An 18,702-nucleotide genomic window follows, 5' to 3' on the forward strand; every position below is an offset into this window, starting at 1 on the left:
AGTTCACCCCTAAAAGTCGAACAGGTTCGCCCGGATGCCCCCGGCGCCGTACTCCCGCCGCAGGAGCCCACGGCGCCGGAGCACCGGCACCAGGTCGCCGAACATCCGGTGGATCTGCGCCGGGTGCAGGTCGCCCGAGAAGATGATGCCGTCGTTGTCGGCGTCCGACCCGAGCTCCTCGATGAAGTCGGCGAACTCGTCGGCGGTCCCCACGAAGCCCTCGCGCGAGGACACCCGCCCCTTGCGGGCCTTGCGTTCCAGGAGCGCGCGCAGCGGGGCGTCCGGGGTGTCGCCGAGCAGCCCGCGGATCGTGCCGGCGGAGACGTGGTCACCGAAGGTCCCGTCGGGCACGGGAGCATCGAGGTCGAGCGTGAGCAGGTCCGTCTCGGAGTCGCTCGACCACGCGATCGCCGCGGTCCGCAGGTCGTCGTCGGACGGGTGCCTCGAAGCGGACACGATCCGGTCGGCTTCCTCGGGGGACGACACGATCTCGGGCTTCAGGACGAACAGGATCCGCAGGGAGTCCGCGGAACGCCCGGCGACGGCGGCCGCGGAGACCACCCGAGCGCGGTAGTCCCGCACAGCCGACGCCGACAACGGCGCGAGCGCGAGTTGCACGTCCGAGTGGGTGCCGGCGAACGCGAGGCCCCGACCGGAGCCACCGGGGGAGACGACCACCGGGTCCGAGTCGAGGGGCAGCGCGTTGAGCGGGCCGTCGGCGGTGAAGTACGCGCCCTCGTGGTGGAACGCGTCGAGGGCGTCGCCGTCGGCGAAGCGCCAGTCGGAGGGATCCCCGACGTACCCGGACGATCCCCACGAGTGCCAGAGCCGGCGGAGCAGCGTGATCCACTCCTCGGCACGGTCGTACGCCTGGTCGTGCGGCAGCGGTGGCAGACCGGCGTGCCGGGCACTGCCGACGTCGGTCACGACGTTGATGCCGAGTCGCTCGGAGGACAGGTGTGCCAGCGTGGCGAACTGTCGCGCGGCCAGGTACGGCGGCGTGAACCCGGCGTTCACGGTCGGCGCGATGCCGATGTGCGAGGTCGCCGCGAACAGGTACGGCGCGAGCAGCAGGGGGTCGTGCTTCGGGCCGCCGTACGCCTGGCGGATGCGCAGGTCGAGCGTCGACGGGTTGCCGAGCGAGATGGCGTCCTCGGCGATCACCAGGTCCATGCCGGCCTGCTCGAGCGTGCGGACGGACTGCTGGTACAGGTCGGGCTTGGTCCAGTCGTGGCCCCAGTCCCAGTCCGAGCGCCCCCACGCCTGCGGGCCGAACCCGCGTGAGAAGAAGTACCCGAAGTGTTGCGGTCGTGCCATCGTCTAGAGCTCCTCCGAGATCACGTGCGTGCCCGGGACCGAGTGTTCCAGGGACGCGCGCTCCGCGTCGGACGCGCCACGGGCCTCCCGGTCATCATCGCCGTCTGCAGAACGCAACGCGGCGAACCCGCGTTCCAGGTCGCGGAGCAGGTCCGCGACGTCCTCGATGCCGACCGACAGTCGGATCAGGCCGTCGTCGATGCCCTGGTCGGCGCGCTCCGCGGCGGTCTTGCCGGCGTGCGTCGTCGTCGCGGGGTGCAGGATCAGCGAGCGGACGTCGCCCAGGTGGGTCATCCGGCTGAACAGCTGGACGCTGTCGATGAAGGTGTGCGCGGCGGCTTCGCCGCCCGCCAGCGTGAACGCGAAGACGGAGCCGGCGCCACGCGGCAGGTAGCGCTGGGCGAGGTCGTGGAACGGACTGGAGGCCAGACCCGCGTGGTCGACGCTCGTCACCTCCGGCTGTGCTTCCAACCACTGCGCCACCGCCAGCGCGTTCGCGCTGTGGCGTTCCACGCGCAGGCTCAGCGTCTCGATGCCCTGACGGATCAGGAACGCGTTGAACGGCGACGGGGTCGGGCCGATGCGCGAGGCGACGACGTCACGAGCGAAGACGACGAAGGCCCGGTTGCCGTAGCGCTCGACGTAGCTGTCGCTGCCGAGCGATCGCTCCGGGCTGGTGAGGTGCTGCCAGCGCTCGGGGGAGGCGGACCAGTCGAACGTGCCGCCGTCGACGACGACGCCTCCGAGGCCCGCGCCGTGGCCGGACAGGAACTTCGATGCCGAGTGGATGACGATGTCGGCGCCGTGCTCGACCGGGCGGACCAGGTACGGCGTCGCCAGGGTGTTGTCCACGATCAGCGGGACCCCGGCACGGTGCGCGGTGTCGGCGACGCCGGTGATGTCGAGGACGTCGTTCTTCGGGTTCGGGATCGTCTCGGCGAAGAACGCCTTCGTGTTCGGGCGGACGAGCCGTGCCCACTCGTCGAGGTCGCGCTGGTCGGCGACGAAGTCGACCTCGATGCCGAGGCGGCCGAGGTTCTGCACGAGCAGCCCCTTGGTGCCCTCGTAGATGCTGCGGGCGGCGACGACGTGGTCGCCGGCCTGCAGGAGGCCGAGGAACGTGATGGTGGCCGCCGCCTGGCCGCTGCCGACGAGGATCGCCTCGACGCCCCGCTCGAGCAGGGCGACGCGGCGCTCGACGTCGGCGTTCGTCGGGTTGCCGAGGCGGGTGTAGGTGTAGCCGTCCTCGGTGCCGGCGAAGCGATCGCGCGCCTGGTCGAAGTCGTCGAAGAGGAAGCCGGAGGACATGTGGATGGCCGGGATCCGTGCGCCGTGCCCTGCGTCGGGCACGAAGCCGCCGTGCACCTGTTCGGTCGAGAAACCGTGATCGTCGTTCGCCATGGGACACCTCCGGGAGTCGTCTGGCGGTAGCCTCGCAGCCTTCGCTGCGTGGACAGGCGATTGCGGCGTTCCGTTACGCGGAACCGGGGTGCGGCGGGGTCGCGGCGGAGCCCTGGCGGCTGCCACGATGGGGGCATGGCGACCGACGAAGCGACCCTGATCATCCGCGATGTCCGTCCGTGGGGTGGTGCACGGTCGGACATCCGGGTGGCAGACGGCCGCATCGTCTCGGTCACCGCGACCGGAGCGGGCGACGGCGTCGCGAGCGGTGCCAGTGCCAGTGCCAATTCCGATGCCGATGCCGATGCCGATGACGGTCCGCGGGTCGTCGACGGGCGCGGCCAGCTCGCGCTGCCTGGGTTCGTCAACACGCACGCCCACGTCGACAAGAGCTGGTGGGGGCACGAGTGGGAGTCGTACGGCGGCGAGCCCGGCACGCAGGGGCGCATCGCGCACGAACGAGCTCGGCGTGACGCCCTCGGGATCCCGAGCGAACCCGTCGCCACCCGGGTCCTGCGCGAGGGGCTGCGCACCGGCACCACCCGGGTCCGCACGCACGTCGACGTCGACCTCGGCGTCGGGCTGCGGGGGATCGAGGCCGTTCGTGCGGCGGCCGACGCGCTCGACGGTGCGGTCGAGGTGTCGATCGTCGCGTTCCCGCAGGATGGCGTGCTGCGACGGCCCGGTGTGCTCGACCTGCTGCGGCAGGCGGCGACGGCCGGAGCCGACCACATCGGTGGGCTCGACCCGTCGCTGATCGACCGCGACCCGGTCGGGCAGCTCGACGGCCTGTTCGCCATCGCCGCCGACACCGGGTGCGGCATCGACATCCACCTGCACGAGCCCGCCGAGCTCGGTGCGTTCGCGTTCGACCTGGTGCTCGACCGGGTGGAGCAGCTCGGCATCGCACCGGGCAGGGTGAACATCGCCCACGGATTCGCGATCGTCGACGTCGATCCCGTGCGTCGCCGCGACCTGCTCGCCCGGATGGCGTCGCTCGGCGTCACGATGACCACGGTCGCCCCGGTACGGATGCGACAGCTTCCCCTGCACGAGTTCGACGACGCCGGCGTGCGGTTCGGCTTCGGCACCGACGGCATCCGCGATCTGTGGAGCCCCTACGGCGACGGCGACCTGCTCGGCATCGCGTGGCAGTACGCGCGGGCCGGCGGTGTTGTGCGGGACGCGGACCTGACCCGCGTGGTGGAGCTCGCCACGCGCGACGGTGCCCGGTTCGTCACCGACGAGGCGCACGACCTCGTGGCGGGGGCGCGTGCCGACGTGGTGCTGCTCGACGCCGAGAACCCGATGGACGCCCTGGTGCGACGGGTGCCGCGGTCGCTCGTGGTCTCCGGTGGCCGGGTGTTCGACCCCGCAGAGCTCGCGCAACGCCCCTGGGAGTAGGCGCAGGGCTGCGCACCCGTTCTGCGACATTGCACGAGTCGATCACCGCGTGGATCGTCGCGGACGTGGTGCGAGCACGACGAGCGAGGCGTCAGCCGCGGTAACCGACCGATGCGACGGCCGCCGACAGCCGGCCGGGCAGCCCCGGCGGGATCTCGGCCGGCAGGGCGTCGAGCACGAACCAGCGGACGTCGTCGCTCTCATCGCTGACCGCCGTCACCACCGACGGGTCGGCGAGGGCGACGAAGCCGACGTCCCAGTGCGCCGCGCAGGCGAACCCGCCGCCGAGCTCGTGCCGGTCCAGGTCCGCGATGCGGTCGTCGACGAGCTCGAGGTCGGTGATGCCGGACTCCTCGCGGGCCTCGCGACGAGCGGCGCCGGCCAACGAGACATCCGACGGCTCGAGGTGCCCGCCGAACTGCACCCAGAAGCCGCCCTTGCGGTGCAGGCAGAGCAGCACCCGGGCCAGGTCGGGTGAGAACACGAAGCACGACGCGGTGAGGTGGTCCGGGCCGCCGTCACGCCACAGGGAGGCATCCCCTCGGGCGGCGACGAACGCGGCGAACGCATCGCGGTGCCGATCGTCAGCGGTGGCGAGGGCGGTGGTGGCGGTGTCGAGCAGCACCGCACCATCCTCCCAGGTGGTGAGGGGGACGCGGTGGGTGGCGGCGACGCGGAACGACGAGGTCGACGTCGTACGACATCGAGGGCGTCGTTCCGCGTCGACCACGGCAGGCCGTCAGAAGAGTGCGCGCACGCCCGCAACCACGGTGTCCCAGACCTCGAGCAGCGGGACCCGTGCGAGCCACACCGCGAGGCCGTTCACCAGCACGAACAGCACGAACCAGACCCCCGCCGGCACCCGCATCTCGGCTGCGGCGATGTGGAAGTCCGTCTGCACGCGGGCGCCGGTGAGCAGCCACCGTGCGACCTGCACGACCGAGCGCAGTCCGTCGACGACGAAGAACGCCCCGACGGCGGCGACCACGAGCACCGTGACCTCGGACGGACGCAGCGCCACCCACAGCGCCAGGACGTCGAAGCCGAGCACGACGAGCAGCCCGAACCAGTTCCGCACGAACACCAGCGCCACGAGCCCGATCACACCGAGCACCGCGACGGGCAGCCATCGCGAGCCGTGCAGCACCCCGGTCACCAGGAGCACCCCGGCCCAGAGCGGCGCGCTGTACCCGGCGTAGAGGTTGAGGATCCGGACGAGCCAGCGGATGCCGCCGGGGACCCGGCCGAGCTGGACCCAGGCCTCGCCGGAGCCGTCCGGGTGCAGGTCGATGCGTTGGATGCGGCCGCCGAACGGGACGACGACGATGCAGTGCCCGACCTCGTGCGCGATGGTCGCGGCGATCCGCGCGACGCGTCCGCCGAGCGGCAGGAACGGCAGGAGCGCGCCGACGACGAGCGCGACGAACACGAGGGGCGGGGCTGCGGTGGTCAAGGGACCAGCATCGCAGCCGTGTCCCGCGAACTGCCCGAGACCCGGCGGCGACGACGATGTGGAACGACATCCTCGACGTCGTACGACATCGAGAACGTCGTTCCGAGTCGCCGCCCGGCCGGCCCGCGCGCGCCGGGGTCAGCCCAGGACGGTCGGCCCGGCCACCACGACGACGAGCACCGTCGTCATGGCGATCGCGAACGCCGTGAGCACGACCAGGAACGTCGTCAGGTGGTTCATCCGACCGCGCATCACTCGACCGTCACCGACTTCGCCAGGTTGCGCGGCTTGTCGACGTCGCAGCCGAGCTGCAGCGCGAGTTCGCGTGCGAGCATCTGCAGCGGCACGACGGCCTCGAGCGGACCCCACGGCGCCGCCATGGCGCCCCAGGCGAGTCCGCCGGTGCCGCGGCTGCCGAGCGCCGGGATGTCGGAGCCTTCGCCGCCGATGGTGATGACGAACCCGCCGCGGGCCCGGACCTCGGCGATCGCCGACTGGATCTTCGGCTCGCCGTGGTCGATCACGACGACGGGGGTGCCCTCGTCGACGAGGGCGAGCGGACCGTGCTTCAGCTCGCCCGCGGGGTACGCCTCGGCCCAGCGGTAGCTGAGCTCCTTGAGCTTGAGTGCGCCCTCGGCGGCGTACGGCAGGCCGGCACCGCGGCCGAGGAACAGGAAGCCGGTGGCCTCCTTCACGCTCGACACCAGGAGCGGCATCCGGTCGGCGGACACCTGCGTGGCGTGCTCGATGCGTGCCGGCAGGTCGAGCAGTTCGTCGACGAGCGCGTGGGCACGTGCGACCTCGATGCGGCCGGACGCCACGAGCGCGGAGATCACCGCGGCGACGCCGACGACGACCTGCGCGGTGAACGTCTTCGTCGCGGCGACGCCGATCTCCGGACCGGCGTGGCAGTCGAGCACGGCGTCGGCGCGACGGGCGAGCGAGGAGTGCATGTTGTTCGTGAGCGCGAGCACCGGGTGGCGGTCCTCGAAGCGGTCGAGCGCGCGGAGGACGTCGGCGGTCTCGCCGGACTGGCTGATCGCGACGACCAGGGTGTCGGGGCCGAGGACGGCCTGGTCGGCCTCGCTGGCGACGACGATGTCGGTGGGGACGCCGCCGATGCCGCGCAGCGCGGTGGCGATCACCTGGCCGGCGTTGAGCGAGGTGCCGCAGGCGACGATCGCCAGGCGCTGGAAGGCGGGCAGCCCGAGGCCGACCCACATGCTGCCGTCCGCGGTGCGGCGGGCGATGCGGTCCAGGATCGTGCTGACGACGTCGGCCTGCTCGCCGATCTCCTTCGCCATGTGGTCGGGGTGGTCGCCGAGGTCCAGCGCGGTGGCGGCGAACGGTGACGGGGTGGGGAACGGCACGGGGACGGTGATCCCGTTCGACGACCAGGTCCAGGCCTCGCCGAGCTCGACGACGTCACCGTCGCGGAGCGCCACGAAGGTCTCGCACCACTCGGCGATCGCACCGATGTCGCTCGCCACGAAGTCGCCGCGGGCGGACCGGGCGACGACGAGCGGGGAACGGTCCGCGGCCACGACCATCCGGCCGTCGCGGGCGTCGAGGACGACGATCGCCCACGACCCCTCGAGCTGCGCGGTCGCGATCTGCACGGCGAGCATCAGGTCCGGGTCGACGGCCAGGGCGCGCTCGACGAGGTGCGCGATGACCTCGGAGTCGACCTCGGAGCGGAACCGGTGACCCTGCGCTGTGAGCATGTCACGCAGGCGGTCGGCGTTCTCGATGATGCCGTTGTGCACGATGCTGATCCGGCGCGAGCAGTCGGCGTGCGGGTGGGCGTTCGCCTCGCGCACGGCACCGTGCGTGGCCCAGCGGGTGTGGCCGATGCCGACGCCGGTCAGGGCGTCGCCGGACCGGGCGGCGACGAGCGTGCGCAGGTCCCCGACGCGGGAGACCGAGCGGATCGTCTCGGTGCGTCCGGCGGCGGTCCGGACGGCGATGCCGGCGGAGTCGTAGCCGCGGTACTCGAGTCGTTCGAGTCCGTCGAGCAGGTAGGGCGTCGCGTCGTCAGACACGCGGGCCGCGATGATGCCGCACATCGGCTGTCCCTTCGGGGGAACGGGGTGGGGGAGTGGAGCGGGGGTTCGGCACCGACCGCCGTCGGGTCTGCCGCGCGTCCGGGCCCTCGCGGTCCTGACCGGCGCCCGTCCTCGGATCAGGCGAGGACGGACGACGGAGTGGGTGGGCCACGAGGTTCGGGTACCGGACGGGGTACCGCGGTCTGGCCCCTCGGGAGGGGCACGGCGGTCGGTGCATGAGAAGCCTCACCCGGCGACGCCGCCACGGCAACAGTCGTCGACTGCTCTTGCGGTTCCCCGCGTGCGGGGGACGCCGCGGTGCGGTCGCGTGCGGACTCCCGCAACGCACGCGCGCGACGCACACCGCGTCCTGGAAAGGGAAAAGGCGGACGGGAGGCCCGGTACCAGCTGGTACCGGGCCTCCCGTCCGCCTCGTGCTCGCGTCGACTACGTGAGCAGCGCGACCAGGTGGGAGCGCGACCGCGCGCCCACCTTGCGGTAGATCTGCGTGAGCCGCAGCTCCACCGTGCGCTGCGACATGAACAGCGACGACGCGATCTCGCGGTTGCGGTAGCCCTCCGTCACCTTCTGCACCACGGCGCGCTCCTCGGCCGTGAGCGAGGTGAGCACCGCGGAGGCGTCCGGAGCGCTCCGGGGCGTCCCCGGCATCGACGCGGACAGCACCGGTGCGGACCGGAGCGACGGACCCGTGCCGAACGGCGGCATGGCCGCTGCCGGTGCAGGGGTGACGAGGGGACGGCGCATGCCGGCCGCCTCGTACGCCGCTGCTGCTGCCGCACCGAGACGCGGACGCTCGGCGGGGTTGCCGACCGTCGCGAGGGCCGCGAACGTCCGTGCCCGCTCGAACTGCGAGTCGTGCGGCTGGAACAGCTCCAACGCGCGGCGACGGGCGGTGTCCCGGGTGGTGTCGTCGGCGACGAGCGCGAGGCTCCTCGCCAGCACGAGCGCACCCCAGCGACCCGGTCGGGCGTGGTGGTCCGCAGCGAGCCGCGCGGTGATGGTGCGGGCGTCGTCGATCCGTCCGAGGCGTGCGTACGCCTCGACCAGGTCGCCGAGGTGCCGGAGCACCGCGGGGTTCCGCAGGGACCGGCCGATGGCGTCCGCCGCTTCGAGTGCGGCGGCTGCCTCCTCCAGTCGGCCATCGAGCAGCAGGACCCGACCGCGGAGCGCGTGCAGCTTCGCCGTCGCGCCCCACAGGCGGCTCGTCGAACGGTGCTCGAGGCACCGGTCCACGACCGCCAGGGCATCGGCGGAGCGCCCCTCGGCGAAGTGCCGCCAGGCGATCGCGATGGCCCGCGACGGCTCACGGAGCCGTTCGACCACCGAGGAACCGGCCTCCCAGACGTCGATCGCACGGAGCGCCTGCCGGAAGTTCCCGGAGCGCACCTCGTTCTCGGCGGTCAGGTAGCGGGCTGCCTCGGTCCACACCGGCGCCGTCTGCGGGCCACGGGCGAGGACGAGTGCGAACACCCGACGCGCGCTCCGGTACCGCTCGGCGATGCTCAGCGCGTGGGCGAGGAGCAGCAGGGCCGGGTCGGACATCGCCAGCAGCACCGACGTCGCGAGTCCGTCGTGCAGGTCGGTGTCCGAGGGCAGGGTGCCGTCGATCGCGGCGATGAGCTCCCGCGCGGTCGTCGTGATCTCCAACGTGTGCGGAGACGCCGACGCCTCGAGGGGCTCGACGCGATGCAGCAGGTCCTTCGCCTGGTCGAGCTCCCACGCCTCGGCACGGAAGCACGCCACCATGGCCATCAGCCCGGCGACCGCGTCCACGTCGGCCGGCTCGGTCGCGTCCACCGACACGAGGAGTTCGTCCGCGTGCACGGCGTCGCCACTGAGGTACTGCGCCGAGTACTGCAGGCGCAGCCGGCGGACCTCGTGCGCCGTCGTCCGGAACGGACGGAGCGCGGCGAGGTAACGCGCGGCGAAGCCGAGCAGCCGGTTGCCGAGCAGGGCCTCAGCGACCCCGAGCAGCGCGACGAGCTCGTCCTCGGTGCCACCACCGACGTGCAGGGCACGCTCGGTGAGGGCGATCGCGGCGTGCACGTTGCCGTCCACCACGTAGGACCGTGCGGCGCTGAGCAACGCGACCACGTCGGGGACGTCGTCGACGAAGCTCCGGTGCCACGCGGCTGCCCGCGGGTCGGACTCGGCGCTCGCCGTGGCCAGCGCGGCGTGCGCCGCGCGGCGGTCACGGGCGGGCATCCGCCAGTACAGCGCGGACCGGACCAGGGGGTCGCGGACCGTCACGCTCTGGCCCCGCACGGTGGCGAGGCCTGCTCCGACCAGGTCGTCCAACTCGTCGCGGTCCCAGGCCGTGGTCTTCGCGACCGGCACCAGGGCGAGTTTCGCGAGGACGTCCAGATCTCGTCCCGCGGCGGACCCGAGTGCGAGGGCTGCGAGGGCCTCGGTCGTCGGAGTGGGTCGGAGCGGGAGCACGATCGGCTCCGCGCCGGTGAGCTGCTCGCGGCTGAGCACCGCGAGTTGTTCGCGGAGCGCGCCGGGGTTGCCACCGGTCTCCGCGGCGAGGACGGCGAGGACGCCGTCGTTCGCTTCTTCCGGTGCCATGGTCCGGGCGAGGATGAGTGCCTCGTCGGACGGCAGCGGCTCGATGCGGAGCGCCGGCAGGGCCGCGAGCGGACCGTCCGACGGCACCGAACGGACCGTCGCCACGACGCGCAGGGCGGTGCCTGCGAGTCGGCCGGCGAGGAACGCGATGAGCTCCTGGCTCTCGACGTCCATGCGGTCGAGGTCGTCGATCAGCACGAGCGTCGGCGGCAGGGTGAGGGCGTGCACGGCGTCGAGGAAGTCGTGCGCCGCCGCCAGTCCGGCGGTCACGGGGACCGCCGTCTCACCCGTCTGCAGGAGATGGGCGATGTGGGCCGTCGCACGAGGGTCGTCGAGCGCGGTGAACAAGGAGGTCACGCCGGCCAGCGGCCAACGGGATTCACTCCCGTTGACACCGACCCGCACGACGGGGAGGGAAACGCGGTTCGAGACCGCGTCGAGGACGCTGCTGCGTCCGGAACCAGGGTCGCCGACCACGACCATCGCGGACTCCCGAGGGAGTACAGCGAGGGTCGCGATCCGGTCGACCTCGAGACGTCGACCGGTGAGTGCCATGACTCACCGGCCTCCGGGCCCGGAAGCGGATCCTGCGGAGAGGTCGTCGGCGAACGCTGCGAGCGCTGCGACGGGGCGCCGTGAGGCGGACCGGACTGCTGCACGGTGGGTGGCCGTGTCGGAGTGCGGACGGATGGCGGCGACTGCGCGCGCGCCGGAGCTGTCGTGGATTGAATGCGGTCGACGAGTGAGGGTGCACTCGGTTCCGCTCGGGAACGATGATGTCATCGTCTGTATCACCCCTCGGGTTAGGGTCTTCGGACGAACACGGGAGGCCGTGCACGTGCACTCGGATCTAGGGAACCCAGGTGCTTGCGTGACCTTCCGTACGAGCACGATAACTCAGGTCCTGACCATCTGAGCCGCCCCGCGCACCGCGTATCCGGCAACGGTGCCCCCAGTCCGGGGGGCCACGACGAGGGGGTGTCACCCACCCGGGGGGTGGGTCTCGCCCGCCCGGAGGCCGGTCGGTGTACGAACGATGGTGATGTCCAGCGCTCACCCGACCGACGCCCGCCTCGACGACCGCACGCGTTGGAGGGCCTTCGCCGTGTGCGTCGCGGTGGCCGCCCTGACGATCCTCGACCTGTCGAAGGTCAACGTCGGGCTGCCGTCGATCGAGAAGTCCCTCGGCGCCACCAGCTCGTCGCTGCAGCTCATCGTGGCGGGGTACGCGCTGGCGTTCGGCCTCGCCCTCGTGCCCGCCGGCCGGCTCGGCGACCTGAAGAGCCGCCGAGCCCTGTTCATCATCGGACTCGTGGCGTTCACCGTGTCGAGCCTGCTCTGCGCCGTGGCGCCGACCATCGAGGTGCTCATGGTCACGCGGATCCTGCAGGGCTTCGCCGCCGGCACCCAGATGCCGCAGGTGATCGGGCTCGTGCAGCAGTTGTTCCGGGGGCCGGAGCGCGGACGGGCCTTCGGGCTGTTCGGCGCCATGATCGGCATCTCGACGGCGCTCGGCCCGACGATCGGCGGTGGCCTCATCGCGATCGGCGGTGAGGAGAACGGGTGGCGGCTGTTGTTCTGGATGAACGTGCCGCTCGGACTCGTCGCACTGTTCTTCGCGATGCGGCTGCTGCCCAAGGGGGCGCAGGGACAGGCGAAGGACCGCGAGCTGGACATCGTCGGCATCCTGCTGCTCGGCGCCGCCATCATCACGCTGATGCTGCCGTTCGTGCTCACCACGGGTGCCGGCGATTCCGGTGCCCGGTGGCTCTGGCTGATCGCCTTCGTCGTGTTCCTCGGCCTGTTCGTGCTCTGGGAGGTCCGGTACAAGCAGCAGGGCAAGTCGCCGGTGGTGCACTTCGAGCTGTTCCGGCTGTCGTCGTACCGCAACGGGCTGTCGATCGTGGCCGTCTACTTCGCGGCGATCCCGGCATCCTTCCTGATGGTGACGCTGTTCCTGCAGGAGGGGCTCGGGCTGTCACCGCTGTTCGCCGGCATGGTGAGCATCCCGTTCGCGGCCACGAGCGCCGTGGGGTCCTACATCGGCGGACGGATCGTCGACCGGGTCGGACGGGCCCTGGTGGTCTTCGGGCTCTTCATGGTCGTCGTCGGCTTCCTGCTCCTCATGCTCGCCGCGGTGCTGACCCCGCCGGAGGTCACGCCGTGGGCGATGGCCGGGGCGTTCCTGGTCGGCGGGCTCGGCGGCGGGTTCGTCGTGTCGCCGAACCAGACGCTCACCCTGGCGGAGATCCCCGTGGAGCAGTCCGGGGTCGCCGGGTCGATGCAGCAGCTCGGGCAGCGCGTCGGGACCGCGATCGGGACCGCGGTGGCGACGAGCATCTTCTACGGGATCGTGCGGGGTGCCGCTGCCGGGGGCTCCGGCGGGAGTCGGCTCGACGCGTACCACGACGCGTTCCGGAGCGGCACGACGTTCACGGTGTCGCTGATGGCCCTCGCGCTCGTGCTGGCGGTCGGGGACCTGGTGGTGCGGCGGCGTGCTGCCCGGCGTGAGGCGGCGGCTGCGGCGGCCTGATCGACTCGGAACGACACCCTCGACGTCGTCCGACGTCGAGCGTGTCGTTCGGGGTCGTGCTAGCGGCGGATGACCTCGACGACGGCGTCGTGCACCAGGCCGTTCGTCGCGAGTGCACTGCCGTGCCAGGCCCCGGGGTCGCCGTCGAGTGAACTGAAGCGGCCGCCGGCTTCTTCCACGATGGGCACGAGGGCCGCGATGTCCCACGGCTTCAGGTCGGGTTCGCCCGCGATGTCGATGACCCCCTCGGCCACCAGCATGTACGACCACATGTCGCCGTAGGCGCGCGTCCGCCAGACCTTGCGGGACAGGTCGACGAGGGACTCGAGCCGGTCGTCGTCGTCCCACTGCTGGATGCTGTTGTAGCTCAGGCTCGCGTCGGACAGGTCCGCGACACCGGAGACGCGGAGGTCGCCGTCGAACGAGTGCGCGCCGAGGCCCTCGGCCGCCCACCAGCGCTTGCCGAGCGCGGGGGCGCTCACGACGCCGAGCACGGGTCGGCCGTCGACCGCCAGGGCGATGAGCGTCGCCCACACCGGCACGCCGCGCAGGTAGTTCGCGGTGCCGTCGATCGGGTCGATGACCCACTGACGGTGGCCCTCGCTCGTCGCTTCGGCGCCGGTGTCCGCCGTGGTCTCCTCGCCGAGGAACGCGTCATCGGGGCGCTCGGTCGCGATCCGCTCGCGCAGGGCGTGTTCGACGGCCTGGTCGGCGTCGGTCACGTGCGTGCTGTCGGCCTTCTTCGACACGTGCAGGTCGGCGGCGCGGAACCGCTCGAGGCTGATCGTGTCGGCGATGTCGGCGAGCGAGCGGGCGAAGTCCAGGTCGGCGCTGAGGTCCACGGGTCGAGCGTAGCGGGGCTACGCGGCGACGACCTCTTCCTCTTCGAGCCGGGTGACCTCTCGCTCGCGGGCGATGCGGGTGCGGCGGGCGACGAGGCCATGCACGACCACGCAGAGCAGGACGGCCGCGGCGAGCCAGAGGGCGAGCACCAGGGACGACCGGCCGAGCGAGGCGTCCGGGAAGTACTGCAGGTCCTGTGCCGCCTGCAGCCACGCGGCGCCGCTCCAGAAGGAGTGGAGCGCGGAGAAGAACCCGGGCACGAACGACGCCTGGAAGATGCCGCCGGACGACGTGAAGTTGAGCATCACGAACAGCATGGTGAGCACGGGTGTCGTCCACCGCCCGAGGACCGGGTGCAGGCCGACGCCGATCGCGACGATGATCGCGTCGTACAGCCAAGCGAACAGGAACACCTGCCAGTGGTGCGTGGTGATGACGCCGTAGATCGGTCCGGCGACGATGATCCCGATGCCGGCGACGACCCCGGCGGTGGCGAGGCCGACCACCGCGGTCCACACCGCGCGGAGCTTCGTCGCGACGGACGCCACGGCGATGGCCGATGCGTAGCCGCCGACGCTCAGGGCGACGAGCAGGAAGAACAGCCCCTGCCCGGTGCTGTCCTGCTCGCCCGTGGGGACGACGTCGACGACCCGGAACGGCACGTGCTGCTCGTAGGCGATCGGCAGGAAGACCTTCTGCGCGGCGCTCGCGGTCGTCTCCGATGCCGCGGTCGACACGTAGAGCGTCGCGCCCGTGGTGGTCGGGGCGTACACGGCGGCCAGGTCGCGGTCGCGGATCTGCCGCTCGGCGTCCTTGGTCGACGCGACGACGTGGGCGACGAGGGCACCGTCGGACTCGTCGGTCACGGTCTGGGCGAACACCTGGGTGGCGGCGGCCTGCCCGACGATGCCGACCGGCAGTTCCTTCGGCGCGGGGGCGTGGAAGGCACCGAGGTACGCCAGGCCCATCCCGGCGGCGAGGAACAGCGGCACGAGGATGTGCGTGGCGAAGGTCAGGAGCACCCGTCCGAGGCCGGCCGGGCGCAGGACGCTGTCGGTGCGCTGCGGTCGGGGTGCTCGGGAGGACTTGTGGGTGGGGGAGTGGTGCGCGTGCGACGTCGTTGTCGTGCTCGAGGACGGGGCGTCGACGGCGGGGGTCGGCGCAAAGTTGTACTTTGCAACTTCAGACACGAGGGTCCACTGTACAACACCGCTGCACACTTGTCGACGTGTGCTGGGTGGGGACGGAGGGCGCTCGGGCACGGTTGGACGAGGTGCCGCGCCCGAGCGCCCTCCGCCGAGGTTCCGCAACATGCCGTGCGCGGTGCGCCGAGGTTCCACGATCGGCCCGAACCGACGAGGTGCCGCGCCCGAGCGCCCTCCGCCGAGGTTCCGCAACATGCCGTGCGCGGTCCGCCGAGGTTCCACGAACGGCCCGAACGGCGGCCGAGATGTGCAGATTTCGGAACCTCGACGGGCGCAACGGGTCCGACGGGGCACGGACGCGGGAGCGCGCCGCGGGCTACTCGAGGCCGGGGTCGGAGGCGCCCATGCCCGTCAGGAGCGCGCGGAACGAGTCGAGCCGTTCGACGCCGGTGATGCCGAGCTCGCCGTCCTGCACTCGGTCGACGATCTCCCAGTCGTGCGCCTGCGCCAGGGGGATGCCGTCCCGCGCAGGGCGAACCGGGATCGCGTGCGAGGCGAACGCGCGGAACACGTTCGCGGGGTCGACGTGCCCGAGGCCGAACGACCGCACGCCCGGGGTGTCGATGATCCACCCGCCGTCACGGACCCGCAGCGCGATCGACGACGACGAGGTGTGCCGCCCACGACCAGTCACCGAGTTGACGACGCCGATCGCCCGCGTCGACCCGGTCAGGGCGTTCACGAGCGTCGACTTGCCGACCCCGGAGTGCCCCACGGTCACGGTCACCTTGTCGTCGAGCAGGTCGTGCAGGGCCTCGAACGGGACGTCGTCGGACCGGCTCGTCACGATCCGGAGGTCGAGGCACGCGAAGTGCGCCAGGAACGGTGCCGGGTCGGCGAGGTCGGTCTTCGTGATGCAGAGGATCGGGTCGAGCCCGGCGTCGAACGCGGCGACCAGGTACCGGTCGATGAGCCGGGTGCGGGGCTCGGGGTCGGCGGCCGCCACGACGATGAGCATCTGGTCGGCGTTCGCCACGATGACCCGCTCGACCTCGTCGGAGTCGTCGGCGCTGCGGCGGAGCAGCGTGGTGCGCTCGGCGACCTTCACGATGCGCGCCAGCGATCCGGGGTCACCCGAGACGTCGCCGACGAGCGAAACGTGGTCGCCGGTGACGACCGACTTCTTGCCGAGCTCGCGGGCCTTCGTCGCCGTGATGACGTGCTCGGCATCGGCATCGGAATCGGGATCGGAGCCGGAACCCGTCCCCACCAGCACGCCGAACCGCCCACGGTCGACGTTCGTGACCCACCCCACGGGCGCGTCGTCGTACGTCGGCCGGGTCTTCGTGCGGGGCCGGTTGCCCTTCGGGTTCGGACGCACCCGCACGCTCGACTCGTCGTACTGTCCGTACGGCTCGTCCGCGTCGGAGTCGTCACCGTCGACGTCGTCCCACCAGCTCATGCGTCAGGCCCCCGCGTCCCCGGTCGAGACAAGCGCCGCCCACAGCTCGGGGAACTGCGGCAGCGTCTTGGCCGTACACCCGATGTCGTCGACGGCGACGCCGTCGACGACGAGGCCCACGACGGCGCCGGCCGTCGCCATACGGTGGTCGTCGTACGCGGCCCAGTCGCCGCCGTGGAGCGCGGCAGGTTCGATGCGCAGGCCGTCGTCGAGTTCGTGCGCCGAGCCTCCCGACCGGTTCACGTCCGCCGCGAGCGCGGCGAGACGATCCGTCTCGTGCCCACGCAGGTGGCCGATCCCGGTGATCTCGGTCGGCCCGCCGGCCAGCGCGGCCAGCGCGACGAGCGCCGGTGCGAGTTCGCCGCCGCGGCTGAGGTCCAGGTCGAGACCCGGCAAGGAGGCCCCGCCCCGGATCCCGACGCCGCCGTCGACGACCAGGTCGTCGCCGTCTCGGGCCACGGTCGCGCCCCACAGGGGCAGGAGCGTCTCGAGGTCGGCGCCGACCTGCGTGGTCTCGCGCGGCCAGGTGCGGATGCGGACGGTGCCGCCAGCGACGAGCGCGGCGACCGCGAACGGCGCGGCGTTCGACAGGTCGGGCTCGATGGTGACGTCGCGCGCGGCGATCGGACCGGGGTGGACGACCCACTCGCCGACCGCGGGTTCGTCGACGGTCACGCCGCGGGCACGGAGCGCGGCGACGGTCATCTCGATGTGCGGCAGGCTCGGCAGGCGCTCCCCGACGTGGGTGAGGTGCAGGCCCTCGTCGAAGCGGGGCGCCGAGAGCAGCAGGCCCGACACGAACTGCGACGACGCCGACGCGTCGATCGACAGGGCGCCACCGCGCACCGACCCGGTGCCGGTGAACGCGAACGGCATCGAGCCGTCGCCGTCGTCGGTGACGTCGACGCCCAGGTCGACGAGCGCCCCGATGATCGCGTGCATCGGACGCTTGCGGGCGTAGGGGTCGCCGTCGACGACGACCGGGCCGACCGCCAGGGCGGCCAGCGGCGGCAGGAACCGCATCACGGTGCCGGCGAGGCCGCAGTCGACGCGAACACCGCCGTGCATCGGTGCCGGGGTGATCCGGAGGTCCGGGCCGTAGGGGTTCGGCTGTGCACCAGGTGCCGGCTCGACCTCGTCGATCCCGACGCCGAGCTGCCGGAGCGCCGCGATCATGAGCGCCGAGTCGCGCGAGTGCAGCGGCAGGCGGATGACGGAGGGGCCGTCGGCGAGGGCGGCGAGCACGAGCTCGCGGTTCGTCAGCGACTTCGAGCCGGGCAGCGCGACGTCGCCGCGCAGGGGACCGCGCGCGAGCGGGGCGATCCAGGGGGCCGGGTCCGCGGCGGCCTGTGCACCGCTCTGGGAATGCGTCGTGTCTGCCATCGGTTCACAAGACTACTGAAACGATCGGGAGGACCCTTGGCGACAGCACTCGCACCCTCGCGGACGCGCCTGCCCGGCGTGTCCACGTCGCTCGCTCTAGACTGGCCCGCGATGACGACCGACGAGCCGCAGGCAGCACCGCACGACCTGGTCGAGGAGACCGAGGAGCAGCTCGACGCGGTCGAGGCGGAGGAAGAAGCGTCGTTCGTCGACGCGAAGACCGTGCCGGCCGACGAACTCCGGGCCCTCTTCGAGACCCAGGCACTGCCCTTCATGGACCAACTGTACGGCGCGGCGATGCGGATGACCCGCAACCCGGCCGATGCGTCGGACCTGGTGCAGGAGACCTTCGTCAAGGCGTTCGCCGCGTTCCGCCAGTTCAAGCAGGGCACGAACCTGAAGGCCTGGCTGTACCGGATCCTGACGAACACGTTCATCAACACGTACCGCAAGAACCAGCGGAACCCGTACCAGGGCACCATCGACGAGCTCGAGGACTGGCAGCTCGGCGGCGCTGAGAGCGTCACCCAGTCGATCTCCGCACGGTCCGCCGAGGCCGACGCGATCGACCACCTGCCGTCGTCTGCCGTCAAGGACGCCCTGCAGGCCATCCCCGAGGACTTCCGGATGGCCGTGTACTTCGCCGATGTCGAGGGCTTCTCGTACCAGGAGATCGCCGACATCATGAAGACCCCCGTGGGGACGGTCATGAGCCGTCTGCACCGTGGTCGCCGGCTCCTCCGGGGGCTCCTGGCGGACCACGCCCGTGAGACCGGCATCGTCCCGGACGCAGCGTCGACGGCGACGATGCGCGGACGAGGCCGGAAGACTGCCGCGACCGAGGGTCGCGTCGATGGGAAGGAAGCACGATGAGCGGCTGCGACTGCTCCAAGGCGAAGGCCGAGCTCGAGGAATTCCTGCACGGGGAGCTCTGCCGCGAGGACGCGGCGGACATCCGTGAGCACATGGACGACTGCGAGGACTGCACGACCGAACACCGCGTCGGCGTCGTCCTGATCGAGACCGTGCGCCGCGCGTGCAAGGAGACCGCTCCGGAAGAACTGCGTGGCGAGATCCTCGCGCGCATCCGGCTGGAGCAGTCGACCCACTGAGGTCCTCCGCTCCGT

The 18,702-nt window shown here is 72.0% G+C and carries 15 protein-coding genes; 4 read left to right on the forward strand and 11 right to left on the reverse strand.

The annotated features are described in order from the left end of the window. Nucleotides 1-9: 9 nt before the first annotated feature. A complete protein-coding gene (locus tag EDF42_RS04905) occupies nt 10-1,317 on the reverse strand; it encodes an LLM class flavin-dependent oxidoreductase (RefSeq protein ID WP_123671636.1) in 1,308 nt (435 codons plus the stop codon). Between the two features lie 3 nt (nt 1,318-1,320). Next, nucleotides 1,321-2,718 (reverse strand): O-acetylhomoserine aminocarboxypropyltransferase/cysteine synthase family protein, encoded by a 1,398-nt coding sequence (locus EDF42_RS04910; protein WP_123671637.1) that lies wholly within the window; start codon nt 2,716-2,718, stop codon nt 1,321-1,323. A 135-nt stretch (nt 2,719-2,853) separates the two neighbouring features. On the opposite strand from EDF42_RS04910, the gene EDF42_RS04915 reads away from it, so the two are divergent. After that, a complete protein-coding gene (locus tag EDF42_RS04915) occupies nt 2,854-4,122 on the forward strand; it encodes an amidohydrolase family protein (protein WP_123671638.1) in 1,269 nt (422 codons plus the stop codon). 91 nt (nt 4,123-4,213) lie between these two features. Here EDF42_RS04915 and EDF42_RS04920 read toward each other — a convergent pair whose 3' ends face one another. The 5 genes from EDF42_RS04920 to EDF42_RS04935 form a co-directional block, all read right to left on the reverse strand. Next, nucleotides 4,214-4,747, reverse strand: a complete 534-nt coding sequence (locus EDF42_RS04920) for an NUDIX hydrolase (RefSeq protein WP_123339915.1) — start codon at nt 4,745-4,747, stop codon at nt 4,214-4,216. Nucleotides 4,748-4,861: 114 nt separating this feature from the next. Then, nucleotides 4,862-5,575 (reverse strand): M50 family metallopeptidase, encoded by a 714-nt coding sequence (locus tag EDF42_RS04925; protein ID WP_123671639.1) that lies wholly within the window; start codon nt 5,573-5,575, stop codon nt 4,862-4,864. A 138-nt stretch (nt 5,576-5,713) separates the two neighbouring features. After that, nucleotides 5,714-5,827 (reverse strand): Rax2 family protein, encoded by a 114-nt coding sequence (locus EDF42_RS19200; protein WP_240347339.1) that lies wholly within the window; start codon nt 5,825-5,827, stop codon nt 5,714-5,716. Continuing rightward, nucleotides 5,827-7,641, reverse strand: a complete 1,815-nt coding sequence (gene glmS / locus EDF42_RS04930; RefSeq protein ID WP_123294776.1) for a glutamine--fructose-6-phosphate transaminase (isomerizing) — start codon at nt 7,639-7,641, stop codon at nt 5,827-5,829. Before glmS ends, EDF42_RS19200 begins: the two co-directional genes overlap by 1 nt. A gap of 426 nt (nt 7,642-8,067) precedes the next feature. Next, complete coding sequence (locus EDF42_RS04935) at nt 8,068-10,764, reverse strand: LuxR family transcriptional regulator (RefSeq protein ID WP_123671640.1); 2,697 nt, start codon at nt 10,762-10,764, stop codon at nt 8,068-8,070. A 487-nt stretch (nt 10,765-11,251) separates the two neighbouring features. On the opposite strand from EDF42_RS04935, the gene EDF42_RS04940 reads away from it, so the two are divergent. Next, nucleotides 11,252-12,742, forward strand: coding sequence for an MFS transporter (locus EDF42_RS04940; RefSeq protein ID WP_123671641.1), 1,491 nt, complete (start codon nt 11,252-11,254; stop codon nt 12,740-12,742). Between the two features lie 59 nt (nt 12,743-12,801). Here the strand turns inward: EDF42_RS04940 and hisN are convergent, their stop codons facing one another. The 4 genes from hisN to aroA form a co-directional block, all read right to left on the reverse strand. Beyond that, nucleotides 12,802-13,584: a histidinol-phosphatase gene (gene hisN / locus EDF42_RS04945; protein ID WP_123294773.1), complete on the reverse strand. Its 783-nt coding sequence runs from the start codon at nt 13,582-13,584 to the stop codon at nt 12,802-12,804. Between the two features lie 18 nt (nt 13,585-13,602). Next, nucleotides 13,603-14,775, reverse strand: a complete 1,173-nt coding sequence (locus tag EDF42_RS04950) for a hypothetical protein (RefSeq protein ID WP_148053832.1) — start codon at nt 14,773-14,775, stop codon at nt 13,603-13,605. A gap of 331 nt (nt 14,776-15,106) precedes the next feature. Beyond that, nucleotides 15,107-16,192 carry a ribosome small subunit-dependent GTPase A gene (rsgA, locus tag EDF42_RS04955; RefSeq protein ID WP_123671642.1) on the reverse strand — a complete coding sequence of 362 codons (1,086 nt, stop codon included), beginning with the start codon at nt 16,190-16,192 and terminating at the stop codon, nt 15,107-15,109. Between the two features lie 3 nt (nt 16,193-16,195). Next, nucleotides 16,196-17,575 (reverse strand): 3-phosphoshikimate 1-carboxyvinyltransferase, encoded by a 1,380-nt coding sequence (aroA, locus tag EDF42_RS04960; RefSeq protein WP_123671643.1) that lies wholly within the window; start codon nt 17,573-17,575, stop codon nt 16,196-16,198. A gap of 111 nt (nt 17,576-17,686) precedes the next feature. On the opposite strand from aroA, the gene EDF42_RS04965 reads away from it, so the two are divergent. Both EDF42_RS04965 and EDF42_RS04970 read left to right on the forward strand, forming a co-directional pair. After that, nucleotides 17,687-18,448 carry a sigma-70 family RNA polymerase sigma factor gene (locus EDF42_RS04965; protein ID WP_111086427.1) on the forward strand — a complete coding sequence of 254 codons (762 nt, stop codon included), beginning with the start codon at nt 17,687-17,689 and terminating at the stop codon, nt 18,446-18,448. Continuing rightward, nucleotides 18,445-18,687, forward strand: coding sequence for a zf-HC2 domain-containing protein (locus EDF42_RS04970; RefSeq protein WP_111086426.1), 243 nt, complete (start codon nt 18,445-18,447; stop codon nt 18,685-18,687). The genes EDF42_RS04965 and EDF42_RS04970 overlap by 4 nt, the downstream gene beginning before the upstream one ends. Nucleotides 18,688-18,702: the final 15 nt, after the last annotated feature.

This window comes from Curtobacterium sp. PhB172, assembly GCF_003752545.1.
In the GTDB taxonomy this organism is placed as follows: Bacteria; Actinomycetota; Actinomycetes; order Actinomycetales; family Microbacteriaceae; genus Curtobacterium.

Bases quoted from the DNA above. Each gene is read 5' to 3' on its own strand.
- EDF42_RS04905 (WP_123671636.1), bottom strand. From the start codon at position 1,317: ATGGCACGACCGCAACACTTCGGGTACTTCTTCTCACGCGGGTTCGGC.
- EDF42_RS04910 (WP_123671637.1), bottom strand. From the start codon at position 2,718: ATGGCGAACGACGATCACGGTTTCTCGACCGAACAGGTGCACGGCGGC.
- EDF42_RS04915 (WP_123671638.1), top strand. From the start codon at position 2,854: ATGGCGACCGACGAAGCGACCCTGATCATCCGCGATGTCCGTCCGTGG.
- EDF42_RS19200 (WP_240347339.1), bottom strand. From the start codon at position 5,827: ATGCGCGGTCGGATGAACCACCTGACGACGTTCCTGGTCGTGCTCACG.
- glmS (WP_123294776.1), bottom strand. From the start codon at position 7,641: ATGTGCGGCATCATCGCGGCCCGCGTGTCTGACGACGCGACGCCCTAC.
- EDF42_RS04935 (WP_123671640.1), bottom strand. From the start codon at position 10,764: ATGGCACTCACCGGTCGACGTCTCGAGGTCGACCGGATCGCGACCCTC.
- EDF42_RS04940 (WP_123671641.1), top strand. From the start codon at position 11,252: ATGTCCAGCGCTCACCCGACCGACGCCCGCCTCGACGACCGCACGCGT.
- rsgA (WP_123671642.1), bottom strand. From the start codon at position 16,192: ATGAGCTGGTGGGACGACGTCGACGGTGACGACTCCGACGCGGACGAG.
- aroA (WP_123671643.1), bottom strand. From the start codon at position 17,575: ATGGCAGACACGACGCATTCCCAGAGCGGTGCACAGGCCGCCGCGGAC.
- EDF42_RS04965 (WP_111086427.1), top strand. From the start codon at position 17,687: ATGACGACCGACGAGCCGCAGGCAGCACCGCACGACCTGGTCGAGGAG.
- EDF42_RS04970 (WP_111086426.1), top strand. From the start codon at position 18,445: ATGAGCGGCTGCGACTGCTCCAAGGCGAAGGCCGAGCTCGAGGAATTC.